Below are 15,937 nucleotides of genomic sequence, written 5' to 3' on the forward strand. Positions count from 1 at the left end.
CGTGAGTTTCAGTCCGCAGAACCCGAGCCAGCATTTCACCCCGAAGGGCACGTTCGAGCTCAACGCCCCTGGCCTGCAACACGATCCCCTGTGGTACCGCAAAGCAGTCTTCTACGAAGTCTTGGTCCGCGGCTTTGCCGACGGAAACGGCGACGGGTCCGGTGACTTCCACGGACTCATCGACAAGCTGGACTACCTGCAGTGGCTGGGCGTCGACTGCCTCTGGCTGCCGCCGTTCTTCCAGTCGCCGCTCCGTGACGGCGGCTATGACATCTCGGACTACAACTCCGTCCTGGATGAGTTCGGCACGATTAGCGACTTCAAGCGGCTGGTGGCCGAAGCCCACGCCCGCGGTGTCCGCGTGATCATCGACCTGCCGTTGAACCACACCTCGGACCAGCACCCGTGGTTCCAGGAGTCCCGCAAGGACCCCGACGGACCGTTCGGCGATTTCTATGTCTGGAGCGACACGGACGAGAAGTACCAGGACGCCCGCATCATCTTCGTGGACACCGAAGAATCCAACTGGACCTTCGACCCCATCCGGCGGCAGTTCTTCTGGCACCGGTTCTTCAGCCACCAGCCTGACCTGAACTTTGAGAACCCCAAGGTCATCGACGCTCTTTTTGACGTCGTCCGGTTCTGGCTGGACCAGGGCATCGACGGTTTCCGCGCCGACGCCATCCCCTACCTCTACGAGGAAGAGGGCACCAACTGCGAAAACCTGCCGGCCACCCATGATTTCCTGCGCAAGTTGCGGAAGATGGTGGACGACAACTACCCCGGCAGGGTCATCATCGCCGAGGCCAACCAGCCGCCGGTCGAGGTCGTGGAGTACTTCGGGACCGAAGAGGAACCGGAATGCCACATGGCCTTCCACTTTCCCATCATGCCGCGGCTCTACTACGCGCTGCGTGACCAGAAGGCGGCGCCCATCATCGAGACGATGAAGGATACGCCGGACATCCCGGAAGGCGCCCAGTGGGGCACTTTCCTGCGGAACCATGATGAACTCACCCTGGAAATGGTCACCGCCGATGAGCGTGCGGCCATGCTCGGCTGGTACGCGCCGGACCCCCGGATGCGCGCCAACATCGGTATCCGCCGCAGACTGGCACCGTTGCTGGACAATTCCCGGTCCGAGATCGAGCTCATCAATGCACTGCTTCTTTCGCTGCCCGGGAGCCCCTTCCTGTACTACGGCGACGAAATCGGCATGGGCGACAACATCTGGCTCGAGGACCGCGACGCCGTCCGCACGCCCATGCAGTGGAACCCGGACCGCAACGCGGGCTTTTCACACGCCGACCCAGGCAAGCTCTACCTGCCGGTCATCCAGTCGCTGGTGTACAACTACGGCATGGCGAATGTGGAGGCCGAGGCAGCACATTCCGGTTCACTGCTGCGGTGGACCCGCCAGATCCTCAGCGTGCGGAAGAACCACCCCGCCTTCGGGCTGGGCGCCTTCAAGCACGTCGAAGCGGATCACGACGTCGTCCTTGCCTACTTGCGCGAACTGGCCCCTGACAATGCTGCGGGTGAAGACGCCGAGTCGATCCTGTGCGCGTTCAACCTTTCGCAGCACCCGGTGGCCACCACCTTGCGGCTTCCGCAGTACGCCGGCCGCGGCCTTCGGGACGTATTCGGCGGCCAGCCGTTCCCGGCCATCGGCGACGACGGCCGGCTCACGCTGACCCTCGGCAGCCATGATTTCTTCTGGCTCCGGATCCGTTCGGCTGCTTCCAACCCGGCCTCACCGTTCACCCAGGCCCTCCCGGTCCTGTCCATCGAAGGCTGAAATGACCCAATCCACACTCAACCCCGCCCTTTCCGAACTGCTCCGGGCCTGGCTCCCGCGCCAGCGCTGGTTCCCCGTCAAGACGGGTGACTTCACGTTATCTCCCGTCGGCGGCGTGCGCCTTGACGACGGCAGCGGCGAGGTGGGCCTTGAGGTGTTCCTCGCGGCGGTCACGTACGCCACGGCCGACGGCGGCACCCGCACCGACGTTGTGCAGGTCCCGCTCAGCTATCGGATTGAGCCGCTGCCCGGCAAGGAGGCGGCGCTGGTGGGCGAAGGCGGCGACTCCTCGCTGGGGCGGCGCTGGATCTACGATGCCGTCCACGACCCCGTGTTCGTGTCGGCGTGGCTTGAGCTGATGCGAAGCGGCGGCACGTCCCCGGAAGGAGACGCGGTTGGCCACCTCGTGCCCTCGGACTACCGGCTGCCCACAGCCACCGGCACCGTCAAGGTCCTCTCCGGTGAGCAGTCAAACAGTTCGGTGATAGTGGACGACGGCGGCTCGGCGGCGATCGTCAAATTCTTCCGCGTGCTGTCCGAAGGACGGAACCCCGAGGTGGAAATCGGCGCGGCCCTTACGCAGGCCAGGACGTCCGAGGTGCCTGCCACGCTCGGCTGGGTCTCAGGGGAGTGGCAGGCTCCGCTGGACGGCGCCGGAGGCCAGCCGCGTTTCGTTCAGGGTGAACTGGCCGTCGCCCATGAGTTCCTGGCGGGCGGCCGGGACGCGTGGCGGCTGGCCGTTGACGCCGCGAGTTCCGGCACGGATTTCTCGGCCGAAGCCCACGCCCTTGGCGCGGCAACCGCAACAGTGCACCGGCGCCTGGCCGAGGCCCTGGGCCTGGCCGCGGAATCGGCGCCGGGAAAGGACATCGCACCAGGAGTAGCCCAGCGCGTCCGGCAGTCCTGGACGGAAGCAGGTCCCGCCGTCGGGCAGTATGACGACGCCCTGGCTGGCCTGCTCAGCCAGCTGGAAGGCAGCAACGCCGGAGCTCTGCAGCGCATCCATGGCGACCTGCACCTGGGTCAGATCCTGCAGGTGCCGGCGCACTCGGGGGAGCCTGAACGCTGGGCCATCCTGGACTTCGAAGGCGAACCGCTGCGGCCCATCGCGGAACGCAACTTCCCGGACGTGCCGCTTCGCGACGTCGTCGGCATGCTGCGGTCCTTCGACTACGCCGCCGGCGCAGCCGAACGCGAGCGGAACGGCGTTCATGTCCCAGACTCCTGGGTAGACGACTGCGCCGAGGCGTTCTTGGCGGGGTACGCCGAAATTACGCCTGGAACCATTGACCGCCACTCGCCCTTGTTTGTGGCATTGTGGCTGGACAAGGCTTTGTATGAAGTTGTTTATGAGTTGCGGAACAGGCCCGGATGGCTGGACATTCCGGTGAACGCCTCACGACGTCTCCTCAGCAGTAAAGGTTCCGGCGCTTCAGCCGTAGCCGCAGCGGAAGGTAACAAAATGACAGGCTCAGCACGTACAGACCGACCCGGTGCGCCACTTCAGGTGGACCCGGAGACGCTTTCGAAGGTGGCGTCAGGCGAATACCACGCCCCGCACTCCGTCCTGGGCGCGCATCTTGATGATCACGGCCACGTCACCATCCGCACCGTCAAGCACCTTGCCTCCGCCGTGTCAGTGGTCACCGCAGCAGGTTCAGTACCCATGACGCATGAAACAAACGGTGTCTGGGCAGCTGTGCTGGAACCCCTTCAGCCGGGCCATGTACCCGACTACCGGCTGGAAGTCACCTACGAGGGCGTGCCCGCCCAGGCCACAGACGATCCCTACCACTACCTGCCCACGGTCGGGGAGGTGGACCTGCACCTGATCGGTGAAGGCCGCCACGAGAAGCTCTGGGAAGTCCTGGGCGCGCACGTCCAGCACTACAAGTCCTCCCTCGGCGACGTGGACGGCGTCTCGTTTGCCGTCTGGGCGCCGAACGCCCAGGCTGTCCGCGTCAAGGGCGACTTCAACGCCTGGGACGGACGGGAGAACTCGATGCGTTCACTCGGCTCATCCGGAGTCTGGGAACTCTTCATCCCCGGTGTTTTAGCAGGGGCGTGCTACAAGTTTGAAATCCAGACAAAAGCCGGGCACTGGGTGGAAAAAGCGGATCCACTCGCCTTCGGAACCGAAGTCCCGCCGCTCACTGCATCCCGGGTTGTGGAATCGGCATACGCCTTCAAGGACGACGAGTGGATGGCGGCCCGCTCTGAGCGGGACCCGCACAATTCACCCATGAGCGTTTACGAGGTCCACCTTGGATCGTGGCGCCTCGGATTGGGCTACCGCGAACTGGCCAAGGAATTGGTGGAGTACGTCAAGTGGCTCGGTTTCACCCATGTTGAATTCATGCCGGTGGCAGAGCATCCCTTCGGCGGTTCCTGGGGCTACCAGGTCACGTCCTACTTCGCACCTACATCCAGGTTCGGCCACCCGGACGAATTCAGGTTCCTGGTTGATGCCCTGCACCAGGCAGGCATCGGCGTCCTGCTTGACTGGGTGCCGGCCCACTTCCCGAAGGATGCCTGGGCGCTGGCGCAGTTCGACGGTGAGGCACTCTACGAGCACGCCGACCCGAACCTTGGCGAGCACCCGGACTGGGGAACCCTGATCTTCGACTTCGGCCGGACCGAGGTTCGCAACTTCCTCGTCTCCAACGCGCTCTACTGGCTCGACGAGTTCCACATCGACGGCCTTCGCGTGGATGCCGTGGCGTCGATGCTGTACCTCGATTACTCACGTGAGGAAGGGCAATGGCAGCCCAACAGGTACGGGGGCCGCGAGAACCTTGAAGCGATCTCCTTCCTGCAGGAAGCCAACGCCACGGTGTACAAGACCCACCCCGGCGCCGTGATGATCGCAGAAGAGTCAACGGCGTTCCCCGGCGTCACCGCCCCGACCAGCGTCGGTGGCCTGGGCTTCGGACTGAAGTGGAACATGGGCTGGATGCATGACTCCCTGAAGTACGCATCGGAAGACCCGGTGAACCGCAAGTGGCACCACGGCACCGTCACCTTCTCCATGGTGTACGCCTTCACCGAGAACTTCCTCCTGCCCATCAGCCACGACGAAGTTGTGCACGGCAAGGGCTCCATGCTCCGGAAGATGCCCGGTGACCGCTGGCAGCAGCTGGCCAACCTGCGCGCATTCCTGGCGTACCAGTGGGCACACCCCGGCAAGCAGCTGATCTTCATGGGCACCGAATTCGGCCAGGAAGCAGAATGGTCCGAACAGCACGGCCTCGATTGGTACCTGGCGGATATCCCCGCACACCGTGGCATCCAGCTGCTCACCAAGGAACTGAACGAGCTGTATGCCTCCACTCCGGCACTCTACGAGCGGGACAATGAACCGGGCGGCTTCCAGTGGATCAACGGGGGCGACGCCGACCGTAACGTCCTGTCGTTCATCCGGTGGGATACCGAGGGCAACCCGCTGGTATGCGCCATCAACTTCTCCGGCGGCCCGCACCAGGGCTACACCATGGGCGTGCCGGCGGCCGGCGCGTGGCAGGAAGTCCTCAACACGGACCATTCCAGCTACGGCGGATCCGGTGTCTTGAACGGGGGAGCCCTCGTCGCTTCGGCAGAGGGGCAGGACGGCCAGCCGGCCACGCTAACCGTCACGCTGCCTCCCTTGGGCGCGGCGTTCTTCAAGCCGGCGTCCTAGCGCTCAAGCATTACGAAAGCCCGGAATCCTTGTGATTCCGGGCTTTCGTGCGTCCTGGACGGGCGGCTTTGTATCCCCGCCGAAGTAGTGGTAGAGTTTATTTCCGCGCTGCTCCCCGGAGTTGGCCAGCCAAGACATCACGGATCGCCACAGGCACAGTGAGTCGGGGTGGCCGATTTGACTCGGGTGAAGCAAGCGGGTAAGTTTGAAAAGTTGCTCCGGAGCGATCCACGGCTGGGATGTTGTGGTGGTGCCGGGTGTGTCTGTTGTTTGAGAACTCAATAGTGTGCCAAGTTTGTTGATACCAATTTATTGTATTGAATTGGTTGAATTTGCCGGATTGTCCACCCCGTGGATGGTTTGGTGTTTTTAGCTGGTTTCAAATTTTGTGCAGCCTGGTTCCGCGTTTTCCCGTGGTGCCTGGTTGTGTCTGTTTTTGTTTTACTTCAACGGAGAGTTTGATCCTGGCTCAGGATGAACGCTGGCGGCGTGCTTAACACATGCAAGTCGAACGATGATCCCAGCTTGCTGGGGGATTAGTGGCGAACGGGTGAGTAACACGTGAGTAACCTGCCCTTAACTCTGGGATAAGCCTGGGAAACTGGGTCTAATACCGGATATGACTCCTCATCGCATGGTGGGGGGTGGAAAGCTTTTTGTGGTTTTGGATGGACTCGCGGCCTATCAGCTTGTTGGTGAGGTAATGGCTCACCAAGGCGACGACGGGTAGCCGGCCTGAGAGGGTGACCGGCCACACTGGGACTGAGACACGGCCCAGACTCCTACGGGAGGCAGCAGTGGGGAATATTGCACAATGGGCGAAAGCCTGATGCAGCGACGCCGCGTGAGGGATGACGGCCTTCGGGTTGTAAACCTCTTTCAGTAGGGAAGAAGCGAAAGTGACGGTACCTGCAGAAGAAGCGCCGGCTAACTACGTGCCAGCAGCCGCGGTAATACGTAGGGCGCAAGCGTTATCCGGAATTATTGGGCGTAAAGAGCTCGTAGGCGGTTTGTCGCGTCTGCCGTGAAAGTCCGGGGCTCAACTCCGGATCTGCGGTGGGTACGGGCAGACTAGAGTGATGTAGGGGAGACTGGAATTCCTGGTGTAGCGGTGAAATGCGCAGATATCAGGAGGAACACCGATGGCGAAGGCAGGTCTCTGGGCATTAACTGACGCTGAGGAGCGAAAGCATGGGGAGCGAACAGGATTAGATACCCTGGTAGTCCATGCCGTAAACGTTGGGCACTAGGTGTGGGGGACATTCCACGTTTTCCGCGCCGTAGCTAACGCATTAAGTGCCCCGCCTGGGGAGTACGGCCGCAAGGCTAAAACTCAAAGGAATTGACGGGGGCCCGCACAAGCGGCGGAGCATGCGGATTAATTCGATGCAACGCGAAGAACCTTACCAAGGCTTGACATGGGCCGGACCGGGCTGGAAACAGTCCTTCCCCTTTGGGGCCGGTTCACAGGTGGTGCATGGTTGTCGTCAGCTCGTGTCGTGAGATGTTGGGTTAAGTCCCGCAACGAGCGCAACCCTCGTTCCATGTTGCCAGCGCGTAATGGCGGGGACTCATGGGAGACTGCCGGGGTCAACTCGGAGGAAGGTGGGGACGACGTCAAATCATCATGCCCCTTATGTCTTGGGCTTCACGCATGCTACAATGGCCGGTACAAAGGGTTGCGATACTGTGAGGTGGAGCTAATCCCAAAAAGCCGGTCTCAGTTCGGATTGGGGTCTGCAACTCGACCCCATGAAGTCGGAGTCGCTAGTAATCGCAGATCAGCAACGCTGCGGTGAATACGTTCCCGGGCCTTGTACACACCGCCCGTCAAGTCACGAAAGTTGGTAACACCCGAAGCCGGTGGCCTAACCCCTTGTGGGAGGGAGCTGTCGAAGGTGGGACTGGCGATTGGGACTAAGTCGTAACAAGGTAGCCGTACCGGAAGGTGCGGCTGGATCACCTCCTTTCTAAGGAGCACCTACAGCAACCTCACCCCGTGTATGCGGGTGTGGTGGTGTTGTCAGGAAGTTGCCCGTTGCGCAGACGCAAGTTCTGCGGCGGGTGCTCACGGGTGGAATATCAACAAATAGCGGCCGCTGGTTTCCTGCCGGCACCCAGTACGGATGTTCTTCACTTGTGGAGGGTTGTCCTGGAACGGTGCGGGGAGGGTTGCGGGTGGTTTAGTGTTTGGCACACTGTTGGGTCCTGAGGCAACAGGGCCATGGCATTGCGGGGTTTCCTTTCGGGGAGGCGTTCGTGGTGGTGTGGGTTTTGTTTGTTTCTGGTTTCCTGGCTGCACCGATCACACGGTTTGTTCTTCCTTCGGGAGGGGTGGTGTGTGGGGTGTGTGGTACGGGGTTGTTGTTTGAGAACTACATAGTGGACGCGAGCATCTTTTATAAGAAGCAATTTCCAAGAATATGAACCTGGATCTGTTGTGCTGTCTTTCGGGATGGTGCAGTGGTTTTCGTGGTTCTCTCGAAAATTAGCGTTTTTGATCTTTTGTGGTCAAGTTTTTAAGAGCACACGGTGGATGCCTTGGCATTAGGAGCCGAAGAAGGACGTAGGAATCTGCGATAAGCCTGGGGGAGTCGATAACCGGACTGTGATCCCAGGGTGTCCGAATGGGGAAACCCCGCCAGGGGCGCGAGTTGCCTGGTGACCCGCATCTGAACACATAGGGTGCGTGGAGGGAACGCGGGGAAGTGAAACATCTCAGTACCCGCAGGAAGAGAAAACAATAGTGATTCCGTTAGTAGTGGCGAGCGAACGCGGATCAGGCTAAACCGTTCCATGTGTGATAGCCGGCGGGCGTTGCATGGTCGGGGTTGTGGGACTTTCCGTATCAGTTCTGCCGGACTGGTGAGGTGTGATGTGCAGGCATAGGTGAACGGTCTTGAAAGGCCGGCCAGAGAGGGTGTGAGCCCCGTAACCGTAATGTTGTGTACCGCCTGGAGAGTATCCCAAGTAGCACGGGGCCCGAGAAATCCCGTGCGAATCTGTCAGGACCACCTGATAAGCCTAAATACTCCCTAATGACCGATAGCGGACCAGTACCGTGAGGGAAAGGTGAAAAGTACCCCGGGAGGGGAGTGAAACAGTACCTGAAACCGTGTGCTTACAATCCGTCGGAGCCAGTCTGATTCTGGTGACGGCGTGCCTTTTGAAGAATGAGCCTGCGAGTTAGTGTTACGTCGCGAGGTTAACCCGTGTGGGGCAGCCGTAGCGAAAGCGAGTCTGAATAGGGCGTTGCAGTGGCGTGATCTAGACCCGAAGCGAAGTGATCTACCCATGGCCAGGTTGAAGCGACGGTAAGACGTCGTGGAGGACCGAACCCACTTCAGTTGAAAATGGAGGGGATGAGCTGTGGGTAGGGGTGAAAGGCCAATCAAACTTCGTGATAGCTGGTTCTCCCCGAAATGCATTTAGGTGCAGCGTTGCGTGTTTCTTACCGGAGGTAGAGCTACTGGATGGCTAATGGGCCCTACAAGGTTACTGACGTCAGCCAAACTCCGAATGCCGGTAAGTGAGAGCGCAGCAGTGAGACTGTGGGGGATAAGCTTCATAGTCGAGAGGGAAACAGCCCAGACCACCAACTAAGGCCCCTAAGCGTGTGCTAAGTGGGAAAGGATGTGGAGTTGCGAAGACAACCAGGAGGTTGGCTTAGAAGCAGCCATCCTTAAAAGAGTGCGTAATAGCTCACTGGTCAAGTGATTCCGCGCCGACAATGTAGCGGGGCTCAAGTACACCGCCGAAGTTGTGGCATTCACATTTTATCCAAGCCTTTGTGGTTCAGGAGTGTGGATGGGTAGGGGAGCGTCGTGTGGGCAGTGAAGTCGCGGTGTAAACCAGCGGTGGAGCCTACACGAGTGAGAATGCAGGCATGAGTAGCGAAAGACGGGTGAGAAACCCGTCCGCCGAATGATCAAGGGTTCCAGGGTCAAGCTAATCTGCCCTGGGTAAGTCGGGACCTAAGGCGAGGCCGACAGGCGTAGTCGATGGACAACGGGTTGATATTCCCGTACCGGCGAAAAACCGCCCATGCTGAACAGGGGATACTAACTGCCCGAGACCTGCCCGATCACCCTTGTGGTGTGAGGGTTTTGGTGGAGCGCGGGACCTGATCCTGGGAGGTAAGCGTATTAACAGGTGTGACGCAGGAAGGTAGCCGAGCCGGGCGATGGTTGTCCCGGTCCAAGGATGTAGGGCGAACGGTAGGCAAATCCGCTGTTCATGATGCCTGAGACCTGACGGGACCCCCGTAGGGGGGGATTCGGTGATCCTATGCTGCCTAGAAAAGCATCGACGCGAGGTTTTAGCCGCCCGTACCCCAAACCGACACAGGTGATCAGGTAGAGAATACTAAGGCGATCGAGAGAATTATGGTTAAGGAACTCGGCAAAATGCCCCCGTAACTTCGGGAGAAGGGGGGCCCCAACCTTGAACACCACTTGCTGGTGGGAGGGGATCGGGGCCGCAGAGACCAGGGGGAAGCGACTGTTTACTAAAAACACAGGTCCGTGCGAAGTCGCAAGACGATGTATACGGACTGACTCCTGCCCGGTGCTGGAAGGTTAAGAGGACCGGTTAGCCGCAAGGCGAAGCTGAGAATTTAAGCCCCAGTAAACGGCGGTGGTAACTATAACCATCCTAAGGTAGCGAAATTCCTTGTCGGGTAAGTTCCGACCTGCACGAATGGAGTAACGACTTCCCCGCTGTCTCAACCATAAACTCGGCGAAATTGCAGTACGAGTAAAGATGCTCGTTACGCGCAGCAGGACGGAAAGACCCCGAGACCTTTACTATAGTTTGGTATTGGTGTTCGGAGTGGCTTGTGTAGGATAGGTGGGAGACGTTGAAGCCCGGACGCCAGTTCGGGTGGAGTCATCGTTGAAATACCACTCTGGTCACTTTGGACATCTAACTTCGGCCCGTAATCCGGGTCAGGGACAGTGCCTGATGGGTAGTTTAACTGGGGCGGTTGCCTCCTAAAAAGTAACGGAGGCGCCCAAAGGTTCCCTCAGCCTGGTTGGCAATCAGGTGTCGAGTGTAAGTGCACAAGGGAGCTTGACTGTGAGAGAGACATCTCGAGCAGGGACGAAAGTCGGGACTAGTGATCCGGCGGTACATTGTGGAATGGCCGTCGCTCAACGGATAAAAGGTACCTCGGGGATAACAGGCTGATCTTGCCCAAGAGTCCATATCGACGGCATGGTTTGGCACCTCGATGTCGGCTCGTCGCATCCTGGGGCTGGAGTAGGTCCCAAGGGTTGGGCTGTTCGCCCATTAAAGCGGTACGCGAGCTGGGTTTAGAACGTCGTGAGACAGTTCGGTCCCTATCCGCTGCGCGCGCAGGAAATTTGAGAAGGGCTGTCCTTAGTACGAGAGGACCGGGACGGACGAACCTCTGGTGTGTCAGTTGTACTGCCAAGTGCACCGCTGATTAGCTACGTTCGGATGGGATAACCGCTGAAAGCATCTAAGCGGGAAGCTCGCTTCGAGATGAGATTTCCATACACCTTGTGTGTGAGAGGCCCCCAGCCAGACCACTGGGTTGATAGGCCGGATGTGGAAGCGAGGACTAACGACTCGTGAAGCTGACCGGTACTAATAGGCCGATAACTTACACCACACACCACCCCCGCAAACCGTTCAAAAGAGGTTTGCACCCAGGGGTGGTAAAAAGAAAACAAGACTGCTTGCGTCCACTATGTGGTTCCCAAACAACAAACCCGTTGCTTTGGCGAACCGACAACTAAATAACAACACCACAATGTTGTAACCACATTTTTCCCACCCCCCAGGGCACACAACCGACGGGGGAACGGGTAACAGGGTTACGGCGGTCATAGCGTGGGGGAAACGCCCGGTCCCATTCCGAACCCGGAAGCTAAGACCCACAGCGCCGATGGTACTGCACCCGGGAGGGTGTGGGAGAGTAGGTCACCGCCGGAACATCATTCAGGTCGAGAGCCTCCAAACACCCGTTTGGAGGCTCTCCCGCTTTAACCACCCAAACCCCCACCCTCACCCCCTCTCTCACATCCGGCACCCCTTTTGCCGGATCCTCTCGCAGTACCCGCACCTTTTCGACGGACCCTCTCGCACCCGTGCCGGGACCCGGCACACCCCACCCGGCACACCCGCCGTCGAACACCCACCCCCGGGAACTGAGAGAGCGCCCGGGGAAACCCGGCAGCAACTGCGAGAGCGCCCGGGGAAACCCGGCAGGAACTGAGAGAGCGTCCGGTGAAACCCGGCAGGAAGTGAGAGAGCGTCGCAGGCCGGGGCAGGTCGGTGCGTCCTCGCGGCCGGGTAAAGTTGTTGACCATGGACAACCTCTTCAGCCACGCGTCCCCTGCCGACGGGGCCTCCGATCCCGTGGATGACCTGGACGCCGTGGTGCACACCGTGGTGGTGCCCGGTGCAGTCTCCAAGGCATTTATCGGGTTCACCGAACACACCCACCTCTGGTGGCCACTCGGGGAGCAGAGCGTGTTCGGTGCCGGCTCGTACGTTGAGTTCGAAGAGAACCTGGTCTTGGAAACCGCTGACGATGGCCGGACTGCGGTCTGGGGGAGCATAGACGACTGGCAGCCACCGTTGTCATTCCACGCCAGCTGGCATCCCGGGACTACGGCGTTGTGGTCCACGGAGGTTCGCGTCGCTTTCCGGGCTGTTGAGGGCGGAACCGAAGTCCGGGTTGTGCACGACGGGTGGGAGGGCGCCGAGGACCCTGCCCTCGCCCGGGAGCAATACGACGCCGGATGGCCCGTGGTTCTGGCCCGTTTCGTCCGCTTCATGGGCGGCCGCGTTGGCTAGGGTGCGGCGCCTGACCGAAGGGGAATGGGAACTTCTGCGCGCCGTGAGGCTTGAGATGCTCGCGGACACCCCTACGGCCTATGTGGAGTCGCTGGCTTCGGCCTTGGCACAGACTGAGGGGCAGTGGCGGAGCCGCGCCGCTGCGATGACCGGCCCCGGGAGCATCACTTTCGTGGCCGAGGACGGCTCAGCGGCCAACACTTGTTGTGGCCTGATGCGGGTGGTGGTGAAACACCCGCAGGAAGCCAACCGGCCGCTTCAGGCCATGCTCATCAGCGTCTATGTGGCCGCAGCCTATAGGGGAAGCGGTCTTGCGGACGGGTTGCTGACCGGGGCCGTGGACGCCGCTGAAGGCGAACTGGGGGCCGGCATCCTGCAACTGGGTGTCCACCAGGACAACGCGAGGGCCCTTGCCTTCTACACACGCCACGGCTTCCGCGACACCGGCCTCCGGGAGGCCTACCCGCTCGATACGAGCAAGATGGAAATCATCATGGAACGGCCGCTGTCGCTTGCCGTCCCGGCCGTCCAACAGTCGGGAGCCGCCCAGCACTCGGGAGCCGTTTAGCAGCGGGGAGCAGTTTAGCGGCCCGGAGCCGTCTCGACCGGCGGCACGGCCGTACTGGACCGCACCACGAACGTTGTGGGGTACTCCGTATCGGTTGCACCGCCGTCGGCTGCGTTTTCAAGGCCTGCGAGCAGGAGCCGGACCGCCAGGGCCCCCTGGCCGCGGGCGTCCTGGTCAATCGTGGTCAGGCCGAACACTTCACCAAGCTCGTGGCCGTCGATGCCGATGACGGACAGGTCCCGGGGGATGTGCAGGCCGAAATCGCGGGCCGCGAGGATGGTTCCGATGGCCATCTCATCCGAGGCAGCGAACACAGCGGTGGGACGTTCGGAACTACCGCCGAGGAGCTGCCTGGCACTCGCGTAGGCACCCTGGATGGTGAAATCGGCTGTGACCTGCCACTCCGGGCGGACCTGCAGACCGGCAACCGCCATGGCCTTTTCAAACCCGCCCTGACGCGTACCCGGCAACCGGAAATCCTGCTGGTACGAGGCATCACCGGTCATATGGGCGACGCGGGAGTGGCCCAGCCGTATGAGGTGGTTGGTTGCTGCCTCGGCGATGCCGGAGTCATTGATCCTGATGGTCGAGGCGCCCGGCAAAGGGCCGCCAATTCCCACGATAGGACGGTGGATGGCCAGAAGCTGTCGTATCTCGGCTTCACTGAGTTCAAGTGACACGGCGATGACCGCATCCACGCGTTTCCGCAGCAGAAAGTCATTCAGGACACTGTGCCGCCGGTCGGGGCCTTCGCTGACGTTGTACAGGGTCAGGTCGTAACCGGCGTCGAGCAACGTTGCCGAGACCCCTTCCACCACCGATGAGAAAAACCAGCGGTGGACCGAAGGGACCACCACACCTACGTTGTGGTTTCGGCCGGAAGCCAGGCTGGAGGCGTGATACGAGAGCACGAAACCGAGCTCCGCCGCGGCAGCCTGCGCACGTTCGCGGCTGCGGGCGGACACATTGCCTTTGCCGCTCAGCGCCCGTGAAACAGTGGCGATGGAAAGGCCCGCGCGCTCAGCTACGTCCTTGATGCCGGGCATATTCAGTTCTCCATGTTCTCAACTGCGGATTCAACGACAGCGGCGTCACCCGGCCGGAAGGCTCAGCCAGGCCGTCTCACCTGAGCCTAGCTGATGACCGCCGTCGTGCGGTCCCGGTGACGCCGGGAGGTGCTCGGAGGCCGCCGGTGAGCTACGCAGCAGCACGCTGCCCGCCGGGAGGTCCAGCGGATCCCGGCCCACGTTCATCACCACCACGGTGGTGCCGTTGAGGTAGGCCAGGCACGTATCGCTGCACCAGCTTTCCAGCCAGGCCAGCGAACCCCGGCCCAGGTCCAGCTTCCTGCGCATCGCCAGCATCCGGCGGTAGAGGTTCAAATGCGACGTCGGCTGTTCCGACTGCGCATCCCGCGCCAGTTCGGTGAAGCTCTCCGGCTGGGGCAGCCAGGGAGCCTGTCCGGATCCGAAACCGGCGTGGAGTTCGGCGGCGCGCCACGGCAGGGGCACCCGGCAGCCGTCGCGGCCCAGCCGTTCTCCGCCGGTCCGTGCAAAGGTGGGGTCCTGGCGCTGGCTGTCCGGTATGTCGATGCCGTCGGGAAGGCCCAACTCCTCGCCCTGATAGAGGTACGCGCCGCCGGGCAGTCCCAGCATGAACATGGAGGCTGCCGCTGCGCGCGACCTGCCCTTGGCAATGTCGGGCTGCTGGTCGAAGGGTCCAATCCCGTCGCCGTCCCGCGGTGCGGGGCCGTCGTAACCGAAGCGGGTGGCGTGGCGGACGACGTCGTGATTGGACAGCACCCAGGTGCTGGGCGCACCGACGGCGTCAAGGGCCACCAGCGAGTCGGTGATGACGCCGCGGAGCCGGTGAACGTCAAGGCCCGCGTGGAGGTACGGGAAATTGAATGCCTGGTGCATTTCGTCCGGGCGGACCCAGTCGGCCAGCCGGGGGAGTGGATCCACGTTTGCTTCGGCGCACAGGATGCGGTCCGGACCGTATTCTGCCAGGATGCGGCGCCAGGCCCGGTAGATGTCGTGCAGGGCCGGCTGGCCGAACATCGGCGCATCGTGGCCCGGGTAGCCGTCACAGCTGTTGCCGTCTGCCCTGCCGCCCCACTCCGGCAAACCGGGAGCTTTCACCAGTGCGTGGGCAACGTCCACGCGGAATCCGGAGACACCACGGTCCAGCCAGAAGCGCAGCACCCGCTCGAATTCTTCGTGGACGGCCTGGTTGTCCCAGTTGAAGTCCGGCTGGGACGTGTCGAAGAGGTGGAGGTACCACTGCCCGGGAAGGCCATCCGGCTCCGTGACTCGCGTCCAGGCAGGTCCGCCAAAGTGCGACTGCCAGTTGTTGGGCGGCTCCGCACCAAAGGGGCCGGTGCCGTCCCGGAAGATGAACATGTCACGTTCGGGGCTGCCGGCCGGGGAGGCAAGGGCGGCCTGGAAAGCGGCGTGCTGGTCCGAGCAGTGGTTGGGTACGAGGTCCACGATCACGCGCAGGTTCAGCCGGGTTGCTTCCGCCGTCATGGCGTCAAAGTCGGCCAGGGTACCGAAGAGCGGGTCCACGTCGCAGTAATCGCTGACGTCGTAGCCGGCATCCTTCTGCGGGGAGCGGTAGAACGGCGAGAGCCATATGGCATCCACGTCGAGCCGGGCCAGCTGCGGCAGCTCTGCCGTGATGCCGGCGAGATCTCCAATGCCGTCCCCGTTCATGTCCCGGAAGGACCTCGGATAAACCTGATAGATGACAGCCGACCGCCACCAACCCGACGCCTCATCGGCGTGGTGGACCAGGGTCAGCGGGCCGGCCGCCGCGGCGGGGGCTTGGAGCATTGAGTCAACGGACATGCCGGTAATCGTAAGACGGAATCGCGCCAAACTGAAAACGCTTCCAATTGTGACGTGCGCCTCATTGAGTTTCGTTCGAGGTCCTTCGCTGGGTCAACTGCCGCGCAGTGGCAGCCTGACCCGCGACAACTCCGCGCCCCGATCAGTTTGGTGCAGCTGGCTACCGCCGAGTAGGGTGGCTTTCCAACATGGAGCATTCCGTGTACTTTGGAAGCGCTTGC

6 protein-coding genes and 3 rRNA genes are annotated in these 15,937 nt (G+C 61.6%); 7 read left to right on the forward strand and 2 right to left on the reverse strand.

The features are described from left to right. Window position 1: 1 nt before the first annotated feature. From treS to Q8Z05_RS11650, 7 genes are all read left to right on the forward strand, one after another. Window positions 2–1,798 (forward strand): maltose alpha-D-glucosyltransferase, encoded by a 1,797-nt coding sequence (treS, locus tag Q8Z05_RS11620; RefSeq protein ID WP_305939797.1) that lies wholly within the window; start codon window positions 2–4, stop codon window positions 1,796–1,798. A 1-nt stretch (window position 1,799) separates the two neighbouring features. Further along, window positions 1,800–5,474 (forward strand): 1,4-alpha-glucan branching enzyme, encoded by a 3,675-nt coding sequence (locus Q8Z05_RS11625; RefSeq protein WP_305939798.1) that lies wholly within the window; start codon window positions 1,800–1,802, stop codon window positions 5,472–5,474. A 446-nt stretch (window positions 5,475–5,920) separates the two neighbouring features. Continuing rightward, window positions 5,921–7,444, forward strand: a 16S ribosomal RNA gene (locus tag Q8Z05_RS11630). A gap of 539 nt (window positions 7,445–7,983) precedes the next feature. Beyond that, a 23S ribosomal RNA gene (locus Q8Z05_RS11635) occupies window positions 7,984–11,109 on the forward strand. A 206-nt stretch (window positions 11,110–11,315) separates the two neighbouring features. Continuing rightward, a 5S ribosomal RNA gene (gene rrf / locus Q8Z05_RS11640) occupies window positions 11,316–11,432 on the forward strand. The 16S, 23S and 5S rRNA genes sit together here, the layout of an rRNA operon. Window positions 11,433–11,807: 375 nt before the next feature. Continuing rightward, window positions 11,808–12,299 (forward strand): SRPBCC domain-containing protein, encoded by a 492-nt coding sequence (locus tag Q8Z05_RS11645; RefSeq protein ID WP_305939799.1) that lies wholly within the window; start codon window positions 11,808–11,810, stop codon window positions 12,297–12,299. Between the two features lie 43 nt (window positions 12,300–12,342). Further along, entirely contained in the window at window positions 12,343–12,867 is a 525-nt protein-coding gene (locus Q8Z05_RS11650; protein WP_305939800.1) for a GNAT family N-acetyltransferase, read from the forward strand. Between the two features lie 14 nt (window positions 12,868–12,881). Here Q8Z05_RS11650 and Q8Z05_RS11655 read toward each other — a convergent pair whose 3' ends face one another. Both Q8Z05_RS11655 and Q8Z05_RS11660 read right to left on the reverse strand, forming a co-directional pair. Continuing rightward, window positions 12,882–13,913, reverse strand: a complete 1,032-nt coding sequence (locus Q8Z05_RS11655) for a LacI family DNA-binding transcriptional regulator (RefSeq protein WP_305939801.1) — start codon at window positions 13,911–13,913, stop codon at window positions 12,882–12,884. Between the two features lie 45 nt (window positions 13,914–13,958). Next, window positions 13,959–15,716, reverse strand: a complete 1,758-nt coding sequence (locus Q8Z05_RS11660) for a glycoside hydrolase family 13 protein (RefSeq protein ID WP_305939802.1) — start codon at window positions 15,714–15,716, stop codon at window positions 13,959–13,961. Between the last annotated feature and the right edge of the window lie 221 nt (window positions 15,717–15,937).

The organism is Arthrobacter oryzae (assembly GCF_030718995.1).
GTDB classification, from domain to species: Bacteria; Actinomycetota; Actinomycetes; order Actinomycetales; family Micrococcaceae; genus Arthrobacter; species Arthrobacter oryzae_C.